At 67.0% G+C, this 21,595-nt stretch carries 6 protein-coding genes; 5 read left to right on the forward strand and 1 reads right to left on the reverse strand.

Annotation, left to right across the window (positions count from 1 at the left end):
• Positions 1-574 precede the first annotated feature (574 nt).
• Positions 575-778 carry a hypothetical protein gene (locus ACWEJ6_RS48275; RefSeq protein WP_452432118.1) on the reverse strand — a complete coding sequence of 68 codons (204 nt, stop codon included), beginning with the start codon at positions 776-778 and terminating at the stop codon, positions 575-577.
• An 849-nt stretch (positions 779-1,627) separates the two neighbouring features.
• Between ACWEJ6_RS48275 and ACWEJ6_RS48280 the strand changes: the two genes are divergently transcribed.
• From ACWEJ6_RS48280 to ACWEJ6_RS48300, 5 genes are all read left to right on the forward strand, one after another.
• Positions 1,628-5,137 carry an ATP-dependent DNA helicase gene (locus tag ACWEJ6_RS48280; RefSeq protein WP_452432120.1) on the forward strand — a complete coding sequence of 1,170 codons (3,510 nt, stop codon included), beginning with the start codon at positions 1,628-1,630 and terminating at the stop codon, positions 5,135-5,137.
• 132 nt (positions 5,138-5,269) lie between these two features.
• On the forward strand, positions 5,270-8,095 hold the full coding sequence (locus ACWEJ6_RS48285) for a helicase-related protein (RefSeq protein ID WP_452432122.1): 2,826 nt from the start codon (positions 5,270-5,272) through the stop codon (positions 8,093-8,095).
• The gene (locus tag ACWEJ6_RS48290) at positions 8,092-12,825 is read left to right on the forward strand and encodes a class I SAM-dependent DNA methyltransferase (protein WP_452432124.1); all 4,734 of its coding nucleotides are present in this window, start codon (positions 8,092-8,094) and stop codon (positions 12,823-12,825) included. Before ACWEJ6_RS48285 ends, ACWEJ6_RS48290 begins: the two co-directional genes overlap by 4 nt.
• A complete protein-coding gene (locus ACWEJ6_RS48295; protein WP_452432126.1) occupies positions 12,822-19,235 on the forward strand; it encodes a DEAD/DEAH box helicase in 6,414 nt (2,137 codons plus the stop codon). The genes ACWEJ6_RS48290 and ACWEJ6_RS48295 overlap by 4 nt, the downstream gene beginning before the upstream one ends.
• Positions 19,235-21,397: a UvrD-helicase domain-containing protein gene (locus ACWEJ6_RS48300; protein ID WP_452432128.1), complete on the forward strand. Its 2,163-nt coding sequence runs from the start codon at positions 19,235-19,237 to the stop codon at positions 21,395-21,397. Before ACWEJ6_RS48295 ends, ACWEJ6_RS48300 begins: the two co-directional genes overlap by 1 nt.
• The last annotated feature ends 198 nt before the right edge of the window (positions 21,398-21,595 follow it).

Genomic DNA, 21,595 nt, shown 5'->3' on the forward strand with positions numbered 1-21,595 from the left:
CTCGACCCGGCCAGCGTGGCCCTGTCCCTGGCGACCATCCTGCCGGTCGTCTACGGGCTCAAGGAGGTCGACCCGGCGTGCTACCGTGCGTGACATAAGCCCCGGGATCGCCTCCGCGCGCAAGCAGCCCGGGGCACAGCTGTCTCCGCGGTCATGTCGCGCCCGGCTCCAGGCGCGAGAACGCGGCAAGACTAGCATGATCATCTTTCGGTTGCCGGACTTCGCCGGACGCGTCACGAGCCTCCGCCCTGCCCAGCGGAACCCGGGGTGACGTGGCCAGCACCGTAAGAATCGGCGCCGGCAGCGCTGGGGCTCGAACGAGCCGGCCCGCCGACCGCCTCCAGCGCGGCCAGTCCCCGGTGCGCGATGGACAGCTGTTACAGGCGACGCGGTGCCGCGGCGGGCTCTTCCTCCAGCTCTTCATCCACCTCGGCAAGGCCCGCCGATTCTCGCTCAGCCGTCGACCGGGACCGGATGCGCGGGCGGGCCATCGTCGAGGAGGTCGGCGAACAAGTGCGGCAGTCCAGCAGGTCGCAGCAGATCGTTGCGGATGTAGGGGGCCTTGGTCCCCAGTTCATGGCCGGGCGAAGGCGTTCTCGAGGTCCAGCATGTCGGCGGCGATTCCGTGATCTCGAGCGGTCCGCCAACTGGAGATCAACGAGGAATACAGGCCTTCGCGGCACGGCATCGCGCCCTCGCCGGCGGTAGAGCGGCGGGCCGTGGCCCGCTCGCGTACCTGTGGGTCAGGGATCTCGGGATCCTGTTCGTTTGCTCCCACGAAGGGATGGCTCCTTCCCCACCCTCAGCACAGAGTTTGTACCTGTTTGCTACCCGCCCATTTTGACAGGGAGGGTTCGAGGGCGGAATCCCGTTGCCTCGCGCGATGAGTCGCTGGAGCCAGCTCCCTTCCTCGATCAGCTCTTTCGCCAGAGTGGTTGTCGATCTTGCAGCGTCCCCTAATCTCTTCGTCAAGCCTCCGATCGCTGTCCGTCCAGCGTTCATGGTGGGTGTCCTCCGCGACCGTCGAGCGCATGAGCCGCACGGCTCATGCTCGCCAAAAAGATCGTCCCGTACATGCCCCGTACTGGGCGAGCCCGAGCGCCGGTCCGCGACGATGGGGTGGCGAGCGGGCTACGCGTCATTCAGCGCCTGAGGCACGGCCTGCCGGCAAGATGCCGCTGAGACTCCGGTACTGCCCACGGTCGGCACGGCGCTCGTACGGGGCCGTTCCGCTGTCGGCGACATCGAAGCGGACCGCGTCCACGAAAAGGACGCCTCAAATCCGCGACTAGGAACATCCTTTTCCCCAGAGATGGCCAAGCTGTGGTGAGATGTTTTCTTTCCGCAACAGCCGCACCGGCTGATTTCGTTGGGGGAATCCTGAATGGGCTTGTCTCAAGGCGCGGTTCAGCTTCCAGCCGCCCACCTCTCCGTGCGCGTCCCGTGGAACGACACGGACTGGACAGGCCGCGTGTGCCGCAGTCCGCAGACCAATCACTCGTGCACCGTCCTGCCCAGGATCAATCAGCGAAGGGACCCGGACGTTGAGGAGAGGCTGAGTGGCAAGCCGTGGCAAGACCTGGAGGAAGACGCTCTTCCGCCGTGCGCTCTCGAACGTGGTGGTTTCATGCGCGGCTACGACTCCTTCGTCACCAGAGAGCACCCTTATGCCGGGGGGTGGCTGGCCTCCCATGCTCACTTCGCCGCGACCCAGCTGCGGCTACGTCCCCACAGCGTCGAGGCCACGCCGTTTCGGTGGATGATGCGGAGCGAAGCCGCGGAGATCGCCCAGAGGTGGGGAATCGAGTTCGACCCCGCCTTGGAGAAGAAGATTGACGCGCTCATGAACAGGCCGACTCCTTGGCTCCAGGACCACCGGAACCAACTCGCCGTGCTTGACTCCTTCTTCTCCGCGATTCAGCCGGATAAATCCCTCATCTTTCTGTACGCGAAGGATGTTCCGCTGATCCAAGACAGAAAGCCGGGTACCCGCGTACTGGTGGGCGCCGGTTTGGTCAACCGCGTCTTCGGTAGCACGGAGTGGCAGTACTCTCGTCCCGGCATGCTTCGCTCGGTGGAATGGGAACGGTCCATCGAGCATTCGATCCGGGCGCCCGGTTTCGGTAACGGTTTCCTTCTCCCCTATCAGAGGCTCCTCGCCGACAAGAAACTGGCCGGCGAGGACCTGTCGGCCTTCGCCGCGCGGACGCCCGAGGAGAGCTTCGAGGAGTTCTCATACGTCTCCGAACTCGTAGGACACGACAGCGCCCTCGCGGCGCTCGTTGAGCTCTCACGGGCGGTGGAACGCATGCGTGAGGTCGTTGGCGGCCCATGGGGGCTGATCGATTCCTGGTTGTCGGCGCGTATCGCTGACACCTGGTCGCTGCGTGGTCCTTTCCCGGGGCTGCCGGCCGTGCTGACGGGAGCCGGTTTCTCGCGGGGCGCGCTCGTCGCCCACCGCGTGCTCTCGGCGATCTCAGAACCGGCGGTCGATCCCTGGCCAGCGATCGACGAGGCGTTCACGAACCGCGGCAGCGGTCCCGCGGCCGCATTGGTCGGCAGGATGGACAGCAAGAACTGGGCGTATCTACGGACGGAGTCGGAGCGTTTCGAGCTGCTGCGCCTGCTCGCCCGCTTCTCTCTCACCTCCGCCCAGGTTAGGCGGGTGCTGGACCGATGCGACAGCGATAACGCCCTGTTCCGCGCGCTGCTCGCCAATCCGTATCTGATCTACGAGCTGGATCGTGACGCGCGGGACGCGGCGGCGTTCACCACCATCGACCGCGGTCTGTTCCCGCAGGATCCAAGCGCCCAGACCGTACTGGACAGCGCGAGGCTGCCTGATCCTGTGGAGGAGGCCTCTGACGACCGGCGGATTCGCGCCGCCTGCGCGGCCCTGCTCGAGCGGGCCGCTGATGAGGGCAACACTCTCCTGGACGAGGCGCGGATGCGCGCTCGGCTGAAGGAGATGCCACTCACTCCGGTGTGCGACCCGCCGGGGCACGTCTTCACGATCGCCGCCCGTGACTTCCCTCCGCTGCTCGTCGAGACACCGCTGGCGGGAGGCAAGGGGCGCGGCTGGCAGCTGAGCCGCCTGGCGGAAGCGGGAGATCGGATCTCGCAGGAGGTGACTCGCAGGCTCCGAGGGCGGTCGCTCGACGTCGAGGTGGACTGGCGTGCGCACATCGACGACGTGCTCGGTACGCTGGCGCATCCGGACGACCGGGACGAGAAGGCTGGACGGGAGGAGAAGGCCCAGGCGTTGCGGACACTGGCCCGTAGCCGGATCAGCGCGCTCGTCGGACCGGCTGGTACCGGTAAGACGACCATGCTGAAGGCCCTGTGCTCGTTGCCCGTGATCGCTGGGCGGGTACTTCTGCTGGCTCCTACGGGAAAGGCGCGGGTCCAGCTCGGGGAGAAGACCGGACAGCAGGCTAAGACCCTGGCCCAGTATCTTCGCGGCTTCGGGCGCTGGAACGAGGAGTCCGGCTACGGGCTCAACCCCGACAGCCACCGGGACGACACCTGGTACGCGGCCGTCGTGGTCGATGAGGCGTCGATGCTCACTGAAGAGATGCTGGCGGCTCTGCTCGACACCCTGACCGGTGCCGAACGCCTGGTGCTGTGCGGCGACCATCGTCAGCTTCCGCCGATCGGGGCCGGGCGCCCGTTCGCGGATCTCGTACGCCACTTGCAGGACCTCGATGCCTCAGAGGCGGCCGGGGAATCCGGCGGCGGTCTGGCCGAACTAACGGTCAGTCGGCGACAGGTCGTGAAGCGGGGACTCCCTCAGCCCTCCTCCAGCCGTGACGATCTCGCTGTCGCCTCGTGGTTCTCCGTCGAGGGCGCGAATCCCGTGGCCGACGAAGCGGTCGCCCGCGTTTTGGCGGGAGGTGGCGATGGCAGCTTGACCATCCGCCGCTGGGACACCGAGGAGGACCTTCATCGGGCCATCGTCGACTGTCTCCGCGCGGAACTGGAGCTCACTCCGGGCGACCAGGAGGCTCTCAAACGTTCCCTGGGCGCGAGCGAGCACCGAGGCCGCATGGGCTTCACCTTCGGCAAGGGGGGACAGGGCGCGGAGAACTGGCAATTGCTCACGCCCGTGCGCGCGCGCCTTGGCGGCGTCGAAGGACTCAACAGTCTCATCCGGCGCGTATGGCGGCACGATGAGGTGGCCAGGCACGTCAAGAGCCGGTTCCTGCCCAATCCCATGGGCTCGCATCAGATCCTCCTGCACGACAAGGTGATGGTCGTCCAGAACCGCCGGCACAAGCTGACGAGGGTGTCTGACTGGGCGACGCTCGACGGCATGATCGCCAACGGCGAGATCGGGATGGTTGTCGCCGGCGCCGGCCCCAAGGGCAAGCCGCCGACCGGGCTGAAGGTGGAGTTCTCCACTCAGCCCGGCCTGCAGGTCACCTTCTGGAAAGGCGAGCTCGACCCAAGCGAGGAGGGCGGAGAGCTTCTGGAGCTCTCCTACGCGATCACTGTCCACAAGTCCCAGGGGTCGCAGTTCGGTATCACCTTCGTGGTCGTTCCGAACCCGTGTTCCTTGCTCTCGCCGGAGTTGCTCTACACGGCGCTGACCAGACATCAAGACCGCTGCGTGTTGCTCGTCCAGGGCGACCCAGCCGAGCTGCGCGCCATGGTCGGCCCCGCACGCTCCGACACCGCCCGGCGCCTGACCCGGCTCTTTCGAGAACCAGACCCCTTCGAGTCGAAGGACGGTCAGATTCTCGATGGGTCCCACGCCCATCGAACGATCAACGGCGAGATGGTCAGGTCGAAATCCGAGGTGATCGTCGCGAACATCCTGCGGAGTCTTGGTGTCGATTACCGCTACGAAGAGACTTTGATCATGCCTGACGGCTCCTGGCGGTCACCCGATTTCACGATCAGGGTCCCGGACCGGCCGCCCATCTACTGGGAGCACCTAGGCGTGCTTAACAAGCCGGACTACACGGCCAAGTGGCAGGACAAGCGCCGCTGGTACGCCGAGCACGGCATCCTGCCGTGGACCCAAGGCGGCGGACCCCACGGCGTCCTGGTCTGGTCCACCGAACAAGTCGAGCTGAAGGGCATTGACGCCCGGGCGATCGAGGCCCTGGCCCGGGAGGCGTTCGAGCCACATTGAGTCGAGCGCGAGCACGCACTACGGGGTGGATACGAGACGGCAACGCGGAACACGCCTAGGGCGTGAGAGGAGCGGGTGACAGTGACGGCAACACCCCCCGACGTCCGAGTTTACCTGGCGCCAGGATCGGTGGTGGTCATTCGGGACGAGGAGTGGTCGGTCCGGGCGACCGAGGAAACCACCGACGGTCTGCTGGTCCACGTGCAAGGTCTTGGCGAGCTGGTACGCGATACGACGGCGAGCTTCTACGCCAGTCTGGACGCCATCACCCCGCTCGACCCCGCGGCCGCGCGGGTGGTCGCGGACACAAGCTCGCACTACCGCACCGCCCGACTCTGGCTGGAGTCGACTTTTCGCAAGACGCCGGTACCTCTGGGCGAGGGGGCCCTGACCGTCTCGGTCCAGGCCCTCGCCGACGCGCTGAGCTATCAACGCTCAGCGGTCCGCAAGGCGCTCGACCCGGCGAATCTTCGACCCCGCATCCTGCTGGCCGATGCCGTGGGACTGGGTAAGACGCTCGAGATCGGCATGATCCTGTCCGAACTCGTCCGGCGAGGCCGGGGCGAGCGCATCCTCATCGTCACGCCGCGGCATGTGTTGGAGCAGACGCAGCACGAGATGTGGACGCGATTCGCGCTTCCCTTCGTGCGGCTGGACTCCGCGGGCATCCAGCGGGTCCGTCAGAAGCTGCCGGCGACGCGCAATCCGTTCACCTACTTCAAGCGGGTGATCATTTCGATCGATACGCTGAAGTCTGACCGCTACCACGCGAGCCTGAGGAAGCAGCGTTGGGACGCGGTCGTGATCGACGAGTCGCACAACTTGTCCAATGCCGCCACGCTCAATAACCGCCTGGCTCGGCTGCTGTCCCGCAACTCCGAGGCGCTGATCCTGGCCTCGGCCACTCCCCACAATGGCCGGCCGGACTCATTCGCCGAGCTGATCCGGCTGCTGGACCCCTCGGCGACTCCGCCGAGCGGCGAGCTGATCGATGAGGAGGTCGAGCGCCTGGTCATCCGCCGTCATCGAAACAGCCCCGAGGTGGCCAGCGTCGTAGGCGCGGACTGGGCCGAGCGGCGGGATCCGGTGAACCTTCTCATACCCGCCACGCCGGCGGAGGACGCCATCGCCCGCCAGCTGGAGGATGTGTGGCTGTGGCCGGAGGACGGGCGCACTCCGTATTCGGGGCAGAACGCGGCGCTGTTCCCATGGACACTGGCCAAGGCGTTTCTGTCGTCGTCGGCGGCGTTACGCGAGACCGTGATCGAACGTACCCGCCGGCTGGGCCAGAACGAAGCCGCCGAAACCGAGCGACGCGCCCTGAACCGGCTTCTCGAACTCACCGAGGAGGCTCTGAGACACCAGTCGGCCAAGTACGCGCGCCTGCTAGAGCACCTGAGCGACATCGGCGTCTCCAACGGCTCGACCGTGCGCGCGGTGGTGTTCGCCGAGCGCGTCGCGACCTTGCGATGGCTGCGTGAGCATCTGCCGAAAGACCTTGACCTGCCCGAAAACGCTGTCGAGATCATGCACGGTGGCCTACCCGACGACGAACAGCAGCGCATCGTGGAGGCATTCAAGCAAGAGCAGTCGCCGGTACGGGTGCTCGTCACCGGCGACGTCGCCTCCGAAGGCGTGAACCTCCACGCCCAGTGCCACCAGCTCGTCCATTTCGACATCCCGTGGAGCCTGATCCGCTTGGAGCAACGCAACGGGCGCATCGACCGGTACGGCCAAAGGCACCCCCCGCGCATCACGGCCCTCCTCCTGAACCCTTCCAGCCCCCGCTTCTCCGGCGATGTCCGGATCCTGGCCAAGCTGGTGGAGAAGGAGAACGAGGCACACGCCGCGCTCGGTGACGTCGCCTCGCTCATGGGCCAGTACGACGTCAAGGGCGAGGAAGATCAGATCCGCGCGGTCCTCGCCGGGCGGAAAAGTCTTGATGACGTCGTACGCACTGTTGATGAAGTCGCCGCGAGTGATGACCTGACCGGCCTGTTCTTCCGACTGTTCGACGCTCCCGGCGCCCAGGCGGCACCAGCGTCGAGCCCCGCCCTGGCCACCTCGGCCAACGAATCGGGGTTGTACGCCGATGACATCTCCTACCTTGAAGAAGCCCTACAAGCGGCGTTCGTTGACCCGACCGCCCCGCCGAGCAACAGCGGCGTCGCCTGGCGCCGTCATGCCGGATTCGACACCGCGGAGCTGAGGCCTCCACGCGATCTGGTTCAACGATTAGAGGTGCTGCCCCAGTCTTACCTCGCCGATCGGCGCGTCACCGAGAAGCTCGTGCTGGCCACCACACCCAGCCGCGGCAAAGACCGGCTGGCGGCGGCCCTCAGCGACGACAGCGACTCCACCTGGCCGGACGCACACTACCTGAGCCCCCTGCACCCAGTCCTGGATTGGGCGTCGGACCGCGCGCTGGCCAGCCTCAGCCGCAACGAGGTCTTCGCCGTACGCGGCGACGTCGACAGCCCCACGGTCCTGCTCCTTGGCACACTGACCAACAGGCGCGGACAGGTGGTCTGCGCCGCATGGCTCACAGCGGAGTTCCCGTCGCCGGATGACCAGGCATTCGTTCTGCTCAACCCACATGCCTCGGCCGCGCAAGCGTTGGAGTCGCTGGGCTGGAACCGCGTTCGCGCCAATCCTGGTCCGCTATCGGGGATCGAAGACCTGCAGCGGCTCATCGCGCCAGCGGTACGTCACGCGCAAGAACAGATGCGCGATCTATTCGCCGCCGCTGAGGCCGATGTCGCCCAGCGGGTCAAACAGTGGTCGCGGCGTTTGGATCGATGGGACGAAGAGGCTGGTGTCCTCATCCAGCGCAGTGAGCTCAAACAACGCCGGGTGAGCGTGCGACAGGAACGTGAGCTCGTCGCGGCGATGAACCCGGACCGTCAACTGGTGCGCCCGCTGCTCGTCGTGGTGCCCGACTCGGGAGTACAAGCATGAGCGTGTCCGAGGCGTTTTTGGTGGGCGAGGGGTGGATTTCCGAGCACTTCTTCACCACGGACGCCACCTCCCAGTCTTTTCACGCGAAGGTGCTCGAACGCCGTAAGGCGTGGGACGCCGAGGCGAAAGAGAGACGTCAGACGCCCCGTTCCAGGTTCACCGAGGCGCGCCAAGATCTCGAAGTCGGTCTGGCCCAACTGGCCGAGTTCACCGACCCCGAGGCCGCCCCTGGCGTCTTTGACTGGGACACCGCCCAGTACGCCGCCGAGAAGATCTACGATCGCCTCCTCGACATTCTTCAGTTACGTGGGCACGGCCTGCGGGTCGCCCGAACCGGGCCACTGCTGCGCGTGTCATCTCCCGGCATTTCCGAGGGGGCGCCCCTGATCGTGGTGCTGGCACGGCCAGTCGCGGCGGTCGAGGACGTTCTCGCCAAGGACGCGGCCACCCTGTCGCGGGGGGTCGCACTCGACGACGCCATAGAAGTCACCTCGGCCGCTCGCCTGGTTCAAGCGCTGTTCGTCGAGGAGGACGGCCCCGACCTGGCCCTCATCCTCGCCGGCCGGTGGGCCGTGTTGGCCGAGCGCGAGCGCTGGGCGGAAGGTCGGTATCTGGCGGTCGACCTTCAACTGGTCTGCGAACGCAACGACACCCGTCGCGGGGGAGAGATCGACCGCGCGCTGACCTGTCTGTGCGCTGAGTCGATCGCGCCCGACGCCGACGGCAACTTGTGGTGGCACGGGGTGCTTGAGGAGTCGGTCAAGCACACCGTTGGCGTCTCACAAGATCTGCGTGACGGTGTACGTCTGTCCATCGAGGTCATCGCCAACGAGGTCGTTGAGCGTCGCCGGGCGCGTGGCCTCAACCCGCTGCCAGCCGCCCAGGCCAATGAACTCGCCAAGCAGTCCCTGCGTTTCCTGTACCGGATCCTCTTCCTGTTGTACGCCGAGGCGTCGCCCGAGCTCGGGGTGTTACCCGTCGACGCCCGGGAGTACGACGCGGGGTACAGCCTGGACCGCCTGCGCGAGCTTGTGCAGGTCGAATTGGTCACGCCGCGGGCCCGCTCCGGCACGCACTTGTATGACTCGCTCGCCGTCCTGTTCCGCCTCGTGGACAGTGGGCACGCGTCGGTGTCCCGGCCGGCCAAGGACGAGGACGAGGAGGAGGAGGACACCTCAGCCTTTGGCCAGGGGCTCATCTTCAACGCGCTGCGCGCCGATCTGTTCCGGCCCGAGGCGATCGCGCACATCGACGAGGTCGGCCTGGGCAACGCGGCCGTGCAGGAGGTGCTCATCCACCTGCTGTTGAGCAAGGAGAAACGCGGACGCGACCGGGGCTTCATCTCCTACGCCGAACTCGGCATCAACCAGTTGGGCGCGGTATACGAGGGGCTGATGTCCTACACCGGCTTCTTCGCCGAGACCGACCTCTGCGAGGTGGCCAAGGGCGGTGACAACAGCAAGGGATCGTGGGTGGTCTCGGTCGACCGCGCTGAAGGCATCGCGGCGGACGACTTCGTCAAAACACCCCACAAGGTCACGGGAGAGATGCGACCCGTCCTCCACCCGAAGGGGTCGTTCGTGTTCCGGCTGGCCGGGCGCGAGCGTCAGCGGTCCGCGTCTTATTACACCCCAGAGGTGCTCACCAGGTTCACCGTCGGGCAGGCCCTGGAGGAGCTACTCGACCAGGATGACACTCAGACCAGCGCCGAGGAGATCCTCAAACTGACGGTCTGCGAGCCTGCCCTTGGCTCTGGAGCGTTCGCTATCGAGGCGGTGCGTCAGCTCGCCGAGCAGTACCTGAAGCGACGCCAGGAGGAGCTGGGTAAGCGGATCGACCCCGAGGAGTATCCGCGCCGGCTGCAAGAGGTCAAGGCCTACCTCGCGCTGCATAACGTGTACGGCGTGGACCTCAACGCCACCGCCGTCGAGTTGGCCGAGATCTCCCTGTGGCTCGACACCATGGTCGAAGGGCTATCGGCTCCGTGGTTCGGCCTGCGCTTACGGCGCGGCAACTCCCTGGTCGGCGCCCGCCGGGCGGTGTACCGGCGCAGTCAGGTCAGCGACAAATCCTGGTTGGGGGCGGTGCCGCGCGATGTACCGTTGACGTCGCTCGTAGAGGACATCGATGCCGAACGCGTCGCAGATGAGGGCATCCACCACTTTCTTTTGCCCGCCGAGGGGTGGGGCGCCGCCGCGGACGCCGATGACGCCACCACGCTCGCCCCCGACGCCGCCAAGCACCTCAAGGTGTGGCGTACCTCGATCAAGACGAAGCCGACGCAGCAGCAGGTCAACGCCCTCGTCGAACTGGCACACCGAGTCGAGGTGCTGTGGCAGGTGGCATACCGTCGGCTACGCATCGCCGAGCAGGAGGCTCGCCGCGCCATCCCCGTGTGGGAGGCCGGCCACCTTCCCTCGGGCGGTGCCGTACAACGCGAGCAGATCGAATCGTCCCTCGCCGACCCTGAGGGCGCCTACCGGCGGCTGCGTCGCGTGATGGACGCCTGGACCGCGTTGTGGTTCTGGCCCCTGACCGACGAAATCACCACAGTCGAGGGGGCGCGCGTGGAGCCGCCGACCCTACCGCAGTGGATCGCCGGATTACAGGCGCTGCTGGGCCGTAGTCCGGAATTGCGCAAGAAATCCCTGCCCCGCGAGACGCTGGCCGCTGGCATGAGCTGGGACGAGCTGAACGAGGCAGAGAAACTCGAACTCGCCTTCGCCAACGCGCGGCCGGTCGCACACGTGCTGCGGGCGCATCCGTGGCTAGTGGTGTGTGAGAGAGTCGCGGGACAGCAAGGGTTCTTCCACTGGAATCTGGACTTCGCGCCGGTTTTCGCGCGAGGCGGATTCGACCTGCAGGTGGGTAACCCGCCATGGGTCCGGCCAGATACCAATGTCAACGCACTGCTCGCTGAGGGCGACCCCTGGTGGCAGCTCGCGGTCAAGCCCACCGAGCGTCAGAAGCGGGCACGACGGGAGATGACGCTCGAGCGACCGGGAATCGCGGACCTGGTAGTCGACGGCACCACCGATATCGTTGCGACGTCAGAATTCGTCGGTGCGGTCCCGCAGTATCCGCACCTAGCTGGTCTGCGACCCGATCTGTATCGCTGCTTCATGGAACAGACCTGGCGTCATGCGGGGGTGCGCGGTGCGATCGGTCTGATTCACCTCGACAGCCACTTCACAGACGACAAGGCAGGCGCCCTCCGGGCCGTCACCTACTCGCGACTACGCCGGCACTGGGAGTTCGTCAACGAGCTCAAGTTGTTCGAAATCCAGGATCAAAAGCACTTCAGTGTCAACGTCTACGGCCCTCCCACACCCGAGCCCAGGTTCCTCCATGCGGTCTCCCTCTACCACCCCGACACGGTGCTGCGCTCGCTCCATCATGACGGCTCAGGCGACGAACCAGGCCTGAAGGACCCCAACGGCGACTGGGACCTCCGTCCACACCGCAACCGAGTCGCCGTCGTCACCGACGAGACCTTGCGGACATGGCACGCGATCGCCGAGACGCCTACCGTACCGCTGCGCAACACTCGGATGGCATACACGGTCAACCGCGCGGCGGTCGCCGTGCTTACAACGCTGTCCGCGGCGCACCGGATCGGACAGCTGAGAATGCAGTCTTCGGCCGGATGGAACGAGACCACCCACCGCAAGAAGGGCTACTTCGAGAAGGAGTGGGGGGCGCCGCCGTCGTGGGACGACGTCATCCTGCAAGGATCGCACGTGTTCGTCGCCACACCCGTCTACAAGGTGCCGAACGCTACCTTGAAGAACAAGGACGACTGGTCGGTGAACGACCTGGAGGCGGTAGCGCCCGACGCTGTGCCGGTCACGATCTACAAGCCCGCGGGTGACCGGCATCGGTATAACCGCGACTACACCCATTGGGGCGATGCCGACGAGCGTCGTCCGGCGCGCGAGTCCTACAGGGTTGCGTGGCGCACCATGGCCGCCAATACGGGTGAGCGAACGCTCATGCCAACCTTGATTCCGCCTGGAGCCGCGCACGTTGATGCCATCTTCGCCTTCGGTCAGGCGGACGGGAAGTCTCACGATCTCCCCGTCGTGTTAGCCATCCTCGGCTCGCTTGTAGCCGACTTCGTGGTGCGGTGCGTGCCCAAAAGCGCCATCCGCGCGACCTCAGTCAACCGGCTGCCCTGGGCTGTTCCGCCACAGCAGATCCGAAATGAACTCGTCCTACGGGTTCTGCGGCTCAACTGTGTCACCGACGCCTACGCCGCGCTCTGGCGGGACTGCTACTTCCCTGACTTTCGGTCGGACCGCTGGACCGGTGGCCTGGACCACGCCCTGCGCAAGCCCCTTGGCGCGGTCAGTCTCGAATGGACCGTCAACACTCCGCTTCGAATCGCCGCCGACCGCCGCCAGGCCCTGGTGGAGATCGACGCGCTCGTGGCGCTGATGCTCGGGCTGACCGTCGACGAATTGTGCACCATCTACCGTACGCAGTTCCCCGTTCTCTACGGCTATGACCGCGACGTGTACATCTATGACGCCAACGGCCGGGTTGTGCCGAACTCGGTGTTGAAAGTGTGGCGTAAAAAAGGCGACCGAATCACCGCGGACGAGTGCACCGCAACGAATCAGATGGGCAACACCTACACCTACGAACTGCCATTCATGACGCTCGACCGCGAGGCCGACATGCGTCAGGCGTACGCATACTTCGAGCGACTCTCGCGGGAGCGTTCGTGAGCGAGCTGCTGCCCACCGTTCAGGCGAGCAGCATCCGCCAAAGTTTGGTCGACTACCTGACGACGACGTTCGCCCTGACCGACGCCGACGCGCGCGACGGGCTCGAGCGGCTATTGGCCGACCCCACGTCCGGCATGTTCAAGGGCCCATACGTGCGGCTGCGTCTGCCGTTCCGCCCAGCGGACGAGGGATGGCAGGACGCGCTGGAGTGGTACGAGGGCTTCCCGCCGTACGGTCACCAGGCGGCCGCGTTCGCGCGCCTGGCCTCGGCGAGGATGGGTCAACCGCGCCGGCCGCAGCCGACTTTGGTGACCACCGGTACCGGGTCAGGCAAAACAGAGGCGTTCCTCTATCCGATCCTCGACCATGTGCTGCGTGCCCGCCGCGGCGGCGTGACAGGCACCAAGGCGCTCATCCTGTATCCGATGAACGCGCTCGCCAACGACCAGGCGCTGCGCCTGGCCCAGATCCTCACCTCACGCCCCGAGCTTCGGTCAGTCACCGCGGCGCTGTACACGGGTCAACAGGGGCAGAGGCGCACGATGGTTACCGAGGACGGCCTCATCACCGATCGCGCGATCATCCGTGAGACCGCGCCGGACATACTGCTGACCAACTACAAGATGCTCGATCAACTGCTACTTCGGTACGACGATCAGAACCTGTGGCGGCAGTCGGCGACAAGTCTGCGGTACCTGGTGCTCGACGAGTTTCACACCTACGACGGCGCCCAGGGCACCGACGTCGCGATGCTGCTCCGTCGCCTCGGTCTGGCGCTGAAGAGCCACTGGGCCGACGACGACCCGAGCATCAGCGAGGAGGACCGCGCGCGACCGCTGGGCCGGGTCACCCCGGTCGGGACGTCGGCGACGCTCGGCGACAAGGGCGACCCTGGCGTGATGCTGGAGTTCGCCCGGACAGTGTTCGGCGAACGGTTCGACGACGACGCCGTGGTGACGGAGTCGCGGCTGAGTCTGCGGGAGTGGATCGGGGACGCGGCCGCGACGATCGCCGAGGCTGGCTTCACGCCGATCGGCAAGGTCGACCTCGATGTCGCCCGTGCTAACGCGGCTGTGGAGGAGCTGGGACCGGACCCTGGCGGAGCCGAGCTGGCCCGTACGATTCTCGGGCTTCTCTACAACGTCGATCCAGGGCGACTAGCGGGCGCCGATCCAGCGCTCTTGCTGGCCTTGAGCCAAGGGCATCCGCTGGTGCGGGATCTGGCGCGCCAGGCGGGCGAGGCGGTCGGGCTGGACGAGCTGGTCGTCCGCGTCGTTGGGCAGAGCGCGACCTCGAGCCTGGCGGCGGGTGGCGTCGATCCGCGGTGGGAGCTGCTCCTCTCGCACGTGATCGCCGCCCTCGGACACATCCGCTCCGTGGTGGGGCGGGACGCGCTCTCCGTCGACGTGCACCTGTGGGTACGCGAGCTGACGCGCATCGACCGGGCCGCTGACCCGACCACGCGTTTCCGGTGGGGCGATGACGGCCCACCCGCGGCTGGCGGCGACGCCGAGGATGTCCGCCCGTCCTTCCCAGCCATCTACTGCAGACATTGCGGCCGCTCCGGATGGGGAGTGGCGCTGGCACCGGTGGGCAACAGCCTGGCGGTGGAAGACGAGGGCATCCGGCGCGACCACGCCACCCGGGAAGGGCGGTTCCGGCCCCTGCTGTACGCGGCGGCCGAGGCGGAAGCCGCGTACGCGGAGGGAGAGGGCGAGCCGATCGATGGGCTGGTGTGGTTCTCGATACGCGGCCGCGAGTTGTTGTCCAGGCCGCCGGCCGCCGATGACCTGGACCTGCGCGACGGGTGGGTGCTTCCCGTGCTCACGACGGTCGGCAGGGACGCCGACGAGGCAGCCAGAAACGACACCTGCCCGGCGTGCGGTCAGGAAGACGGCATCCGCTTCCTGGGTAGCGCCATCGCCACGCTGTTGTCGGTGTCGTTGTCGACGCTGTTCGGGTCCGCGCGGCTTGAGGCGAAGGAGAAGAAGGCGCTCGTCTTCACCGACTCCGTGCAGGACGCGGCGCACCGGGCGGGGTTTGTGCAGGCCCGCTCGCACACCCTGACGCTGCGCGCCGCTTTGCGCGAGGCCGTGGCCGACGGTCCGCTGGCGCTGGACACGCTGGTCGAACAGGTCCTCCAGCTCGCCGGCGACGACCCGTTCGCGCGGTATCGCATCCTGGCCCCGGACTGCGCCGACCGCGAGTCTTTCACCCCGTTCTGGTCTTCCGCGACGCTGCGCGCCGTGCCTGTCAGTGTGCGGCGTCGTGTCCGCAAGCGCCTGGCTCTGGACGCGGCGCTCGAGTTCGGCCTCAACTCCCGTACCGGCCGGACACTTGAGCTGACCGGCTCCGTCTCGGTCGAGGTCGAGGCCGGCCAGCCCGCCAAGATGGCCGGCGCGGCGCGGGCGGCCTTGCAGGGCTTCGCGATCCAGGGCACGCTCGACAGCTCAGATGCCGAGCCGGACGATGCGATCCTCGTGCGGTGGGTACGCGGAGTGCTCGACCGCATGCGCGCCCAGGGCGCGATCGACCACGGGTGGTTCGATCGGTATCGCCAGGAGGATGGCCGTCGATGGTCGATCTGGGGAGGTCGTCCCCGCGACGAAGGCATGCCGGCCTTCCCACGCGACCGCCCAGCGCCTGGGTACCCCCGGGTCGGTGGGGCGGCGGACCCGGTCCGCGACGGTGGCCTGGACTCGGTTACATCCGCGCAGTCTTGGTATGCGCGGTGGACCGCCCGGGTGCTGTGCGTCAGTCCAGCCGACGCCGGCAGGCTGACCCGGCTGCTCCTGGAGAGATTGGTACGCGACGGCGTGCTCACCGCGATGACGACGCGGTCCAGCGCGACCGCGTACGCGATCCCTTTCTCGGGCGTCGTCGTCAAGCCCACGAGGCTCGAGGATCTGGCAGCTGGGCGGCATCTGCTCGTGTGCGATACCTGCCGTGCCGTCGTGCCGGGCACCACCACCGCCGTCGACCAACTCCAGGGCGCGCCGTGCATGCTGGTCCGCTGCCGCGGCCGGCTTACCCGCGAGCCGGTGGCGGACAACTTCTACCGTCGCCTGTACGCCTCGCCGGACATGCGGCGGATCGTCGCGCGTGAGCACACCAGCTTGCTCGACGACGCCACCCGCCTGGCGTACGAGGACGGTTTCAAGGGCGCTGACGCCAGGCCGCAGGCGCCCAACGTCCTCGTCGCCACGCCGACGCTGGAAATGGGCATCGATATCGGCGACCTGTCCGCGGTGTTCCTCGCCTCGCTGCCGCGCACGGTCGCCTCGTACCTGCAGCGCGTCGGCCGCGCCGGGCGCCTGACCGGCAACGCCCTCAACCTCGCCTACATCACTGGAAGGGGAGAGCACCTGCCGAAGCTCGGCGACCCATTATCGGTCATCAACGGGCAGGTACGCCCGCCAGCTACGTATCTTCAAGCCGAGGAGATCCTGCGCCGACAGTACATCGCGCACCTTGTCGACGAGTTCGCCCGCGACGACAGCAGGCCGCATCCGAACTCAGCACGCGCGGCGATCGGTTCGAGTAAGCCGGACACCTTCCTCGGGGACCTCATCGCCTACGCCGAGAGTGGCGCCGCTCAACATCTGGCGCGCTTCCGCGGCGCGTTCGAGACTCTCGCCGAGCCGGTCGTCGACGGTCTGCGGGAGTGGCTGCGGCCGGTGACAGGACCCGGTACGAGCCCCATCGCCGCCCACGTCCACGCGGCAAGCGGCCGGTGGCAGCATGCCGTCGAGACGCTTAGCCATCGGTTGGAGGCCATCGATGGGGTGCTGCCTGATCTCGCCGCGAAGGAGGCTTCGCCGGCCGCTACCGACGACGACCGCAGGGCACTGCGCTCGGCCAAAGCCGCCCGCGCCCTGACTCTCGGCCAGCTAGGTCACCTGAAGGGCGAATACTGGATCGGCGTGCTGGAAGAGTACGGCCTTCTGCCCAACTACACCCTGCTGGACGACACCGTCACCTTAGACGTCGGGTTGAGCTGGACCGACCCTGATACCAACACCTTCCAAAGCGAGCACGCGCAGTTTCAAAGAGGGTCCGCTCAGGCGATCCGCGAGTTCGCGCCAGGAGCTAAGTTCTACGCTCGCGGCTGGGAGATCACTATCGATGCGGTCGACCTTGGCTTGGACGGTGAGTCGATTCGCCCCTGGGTGTTCTGCCCGGCGTGCGGGTACGCCACTGATGTCGCCGCCGATGGCCAGGAGAGACAGATCGCATCGTGTCCGCGCTGCGGCAGTACCGGTATCGGCGACACCGGCCAGCGGCTGGACGTCGTCGAACTCACCCATGTCACCGCCGAAGTGCGCCGCGACGAGGTGATGATCTCCGACCGGCGCGACCAGCGCGAAAACATGCCGTTCCAGGTTCTCACCGCCGCCGACGTCGATCGGGCCCAGATAGCCCGACGATGGTTCGCCGAGGACATGGGGCTGGGCTGTACATACATGCGTTCTATGGATCTGCGGTGGGTCAACATCGGACCGCCAGGCCACGGAGCGACGCGGATCATCGCCGGGACAGAACGGGCCGGAGCCCTGTTTCGAGTGTGCGCCGGATGCGGGAAGCTCGACATCGACACGGGGCGTAACCGCCCCCACGAGCACCGCGCCTGGTGCCCGTACCGGAGCACAACGTCAGAGCACACCAGAACCGTCGCCCTATCACGGACACTGCGTACCCAGGGCCTGCTCATCCGCCTGCCCAACGCGGTGACATTGGGCGACGACTTCGCCGTGCCGAGCCTGGCGGCCGCGCTGCTGCTCGGATTGCGGGAACAGATGGGGGGACACCCCGACCACATCCGAGTCGAACACGTCGTCGACCCGACGTTCAGCGACGGCTCGGACAACCACGACGCGATCCTGCTCCACGACGTGGTGCCAGGCGGGACGGGGTACCTGGCCGATCTGGCTACCCCAGAACTCCTGCGCGACTTGCTGGTACGCGCCTGGGATCGAGTCCGTACCTGCGAGTGCCGCCACGAGGAACGCATCGCCTGCCACCGTTGCCTGCTCCCATTCGTCGCGCCCGGATCCGTCCAGAAGGTGTCGCGGGCCTGCGCCGAACGCCACCTGCGATCCCTGCTCGGTCTCGCGGCCGAGGCCGACACAGCCGACGGCACGGCATGGACGATCACCGAGGAACCACCGAAGGAAGACCTCGAATCACACCTCGAACAGCGCTTCCGCAAACTCCTCATCACCCAGCTCAGGACCATCGGCGCGGCCATCACCGAGGTACCCAGCCCTTGGGGCAACGCCGTCAAGTTCACGATTCCCGGTGATCAACGGCAGTGGACGCTGACGCCGCAGGTCCATGTCGAAAACTCCAAGCCCGACTTCGTTCTGGAGAGCAACGACACGACCGTACCCGCCGTGGCGATTTTCACCGACGGCCGTACATGGCATGCCACCGCCGCGCACAACCGACTGGCGGATGACGCCCACAAGCGCGAGATCCTGCGCGGCACCGGGCGTATCGTCCTGGCCATCACCGCCCAAGACATCACCGACGCCGAGCACAAGACCGCGTCACCCCCCGAGTGGTTCTCTGAGCAGATCGTCGAGCACCTCATCTCCCAGCCGCAATTCATGGCCCAGCCCGCCGCGTACGGAGCTCTGCGAAGCGGCCCCATCGACTGGATCATCGGCTGGATATCGGCGCCCTCGCCGACGAACCTGCGGGCGGTGGCGCGGGCCGTGCCCATGTTCATGCTGCGGGGCGCCGAACTCCTGCACGTGCCCGACGACCTCCGACTGGAGGACATCGGGCGAGCGGTCCTGCTCGACGAGGCGTTACCCGAACCGGGTGCCCGGCGGGTCGTGGTCCGCCGCTTCGGCGCTTTGGCGGTCGTCGTAGAGCCGGACGGGCCGCTCGTCAAGGTCGCCCTGGTACTGGACGACCGTGACGGATCCCTCGATGCCGCTCACGCGGTCGCCTGGCGGCAGTGGCTGCGGCTGTCGAACACCCTCGCCTTACGGGACTGGCCGACCATCATCACCACCACGACTCTGAGCGCTTCGATGGCGACCGCACCAGCGCCCTCGGGCGCATCGACGCCCGCTGAGATGCCGAGCGGCCTCAGCGGTGACTGGGCCACGGCCTACGAAGCGGCAAACCCTGGGACCGAGCGTGAGCTGATCCTCGCTCTCGCCCGGTACGACGGGCTGGCCCCACCAGCTGTCGGTGTGGAAGGGCCCGAGGGCATCCCCCTCGACCTGTCATGGCCTGACCTGCACATCGTCATCGCCCTGCCGCACATGCCAGAGGCGGACCGCCACGACCTTGAAGCCGCGGGCTGGCGCGTCATCGAGCCCGGGCCGGAAGCGATCGTCGCCGCTGTGGCCGGCGTGGCGAACGCAACCGAAATCGACCAGCGCGGGGAGCTGTAATGCCTACGATCATCATGACCAAGTGGCCCGTCAAGCTCGACGGGTCGGTGCGGGCCAAAGTCATGGCGTTCCTGCAGAAGCTGTCGGCGGATGACACCTCCCCGGGCCTGCACATCGAACCCATCAAGCGGGCCGCCGACCCGCGGGTGCGAACCGGACGCGTTGACCAGTTCTGGCGCGCGGTCATGTTCCGGCTCGACGGCGAGGGAGAAAACCACTACGTCATCCACGGGGTGTGGCCGCACGACGACGCGATAGCTGTCGCGAGCCGAGTACGGCTCAAAGTGAATCCGATCAACGGCCTTCCCCAGATCGACGAGGTCACGCCGGTCGCCCCGCCGCAGCCGGTGGCACCCAAGCCGATAGCTCCTGTCGACCCCACGCTGCCCGAACCGCTACTCGTTCGACTTGGACGCACCAAGGCCGACCTCGTCGACCAACTAGGACTCCCCGAAGACGTCGCCGAGCGAGCCTTGGCGGCTCCCGACGAAGACGCGGTGCTCAGCTTGGCTCAGCGGCACGAGGGGTGGCTTGGGCTGATCCTCATCGACCTCGCAACCAGCGACTCCATCGACTCCATCGTCGAGCGGTTGCGGTTGCGGCGGCCTCCACAACCGGCGGATAACGAGGACGCCGACATCCTCCGGTCCCTCAAACAGCCCGCCGCTCAAGCACAGTTCGCGTTCATCGGTGACCAGGAGGAGTTGCGGCGCGTCATCGACGAAGGGGACTTCGGGGCGTGGCGTGTGTTCCTGCACCCTGAGCAGCGGCGTTACGTGGAACGTCGATACAGCGGCCCGTTCCGCCTGTCGGGCGGCGCCGGCACTGGCAAGACCGTCGTGCTCGTCCACCGCGCCCGCGCGCTCGCCCAACGCGACCCTGCCGCACGCGTCGTCCTTACGACGTTCACCACCAACCTCGCCGACTCCCTGCGCGAGAGCCTCGCTCAACTCGATCCGCGGATCCCGCAGAACACGGCGCTCGACCAGCCTGGCGTCTACATCGCCGGAGTAGACGCGCTGGCAGCCGCCGTGATTCGGACCGCCGGCACCGAGATCGCCGACGCGGTGCGGGACGTGCTGGGCGAGGCGCGGGCGAATCCGAACGGCCGTGCCCCCGTCACACGCTGGCGGGCGATCCTCGACTCATCCAGCATCGACCTGCCGCCTGAGATCATCAATGAGACGTTCTTGGCGGCCGAGTACGCTCTCATCGTTTTGCCGAACCGGGTCCAGGATGAGGCCGAGTACCTGCGTGTGCGCCGCCCTGGGCGCGGGGTCGCGCTCGATCGGGCCAAACGGGCAGGCGTGTGGTCACTGATCGCGGCCTACCGGGCTCAGAATCGCATCGACGGAACGCTCGACTTCGCTGAAGCCGCCGCGGTCGCCGCCGCCTACCTTCAGGGGATCGACGGCCAATCGCGGCCCTTGGCCGACCACGTGCTCGTCGACGAAGGCCAGGACCTGTCGCCCACGCACTGGCAGCTGCTGCGGGCTCTGGCCAGCCCCAGACCCGATGACCTGTTCATCGCCGAGGACTCCCACCAGCGCATCTACGGCCCCCGCACGGTTGTGGGCCGTTACGGCATCCGCATCGTCGGCCGTTCACACCGCCTTACGCTCAATTATCGCACCACCGCGCAGAACCTGCGCTACGCCATGGGCATACTCGACGGCGCCGACTATGTGGACCTCGAAGAGCAGACTGAGACAACGGGGTACCGGTCGGCCCGTTCAGGACCCGCGCCTCGGGTCGAGAAGGTCACCTCGCTCGCCGCCGAACTCCAGACCATCGCCGAACGGGTGCGCCAGTGGCTTGACGGTGGGACCGCGCCGGAGACCATCGCCGTCCTTGTGCGGGACAAGTTCCAGCGCGAACGGGTGGTCAACGGGCTCGGGGAACGGGGCGTCCTCGCCCGAGCGGTGGACCGGGATAAACCGCCCACCGGGCAAGTGCTCGTCATGACGATGCATCGTGCCAAAGGAATGGAGTTTTCCAAGGTAGCGATCGCCGATGTGGGCTTCCAGAGCTCCGCGGAAAAGGCACGCCTGGAGCAGCTGGACGAGTCCGAGCGCGTCGACGCCGAGTTGCGTGCCCGGTCGTTGGTCTACGTCGCGGCGACGCGGGCACGTGATGAGCTGACGGTCTTGCAGAGGATCTGAGTGAATCCATCCGGCATCGGTGCTCCGGGGTGATGTACCTTCTCGTCGATCCGGATCGCCGCTGTCGTGTGGCGTATGAATCGCCCCAGGTTCGGTGGAGACCGTGGTGTGTCCCGGGTTGAGTAGAGGTGGGTTGCTGGATTCTGGCTGGCCGTTGCCCTCGCCGACGCCAACGAACCCGAGGAGGCCGTCCGCACC

The sequence above is a fragment of the Nonomuraea sp. NPDC004702 genome, assembly GCF_053601695.1.

Bases quoted from the DNA above. Each gene is read 5' to 3' on its own strand.
- ACWEJ6_RS48280 (WP_452432120.1), top strand. From the start codon at position 1,628: ATGCGCGGCTACGACTCCTTCGTCACCAGAGAGCACCCTTATGCCGGG.
- ACWEJ6_RS48290 (WP_452432124.1), top strand. From the start codon at position 8,092: ATGAGCGTGTCCGAGGCGTTTTTGGTGGGCGAGGGGTGGATTTCCGAG.
- ACWEJ6_RS48300 (WP_452432128.1), top strand. From the start codon at position 19,235: ATGCCTACGATCATCATGACCAAGTGGCCCGTCAAGCTCGACGGGTCG.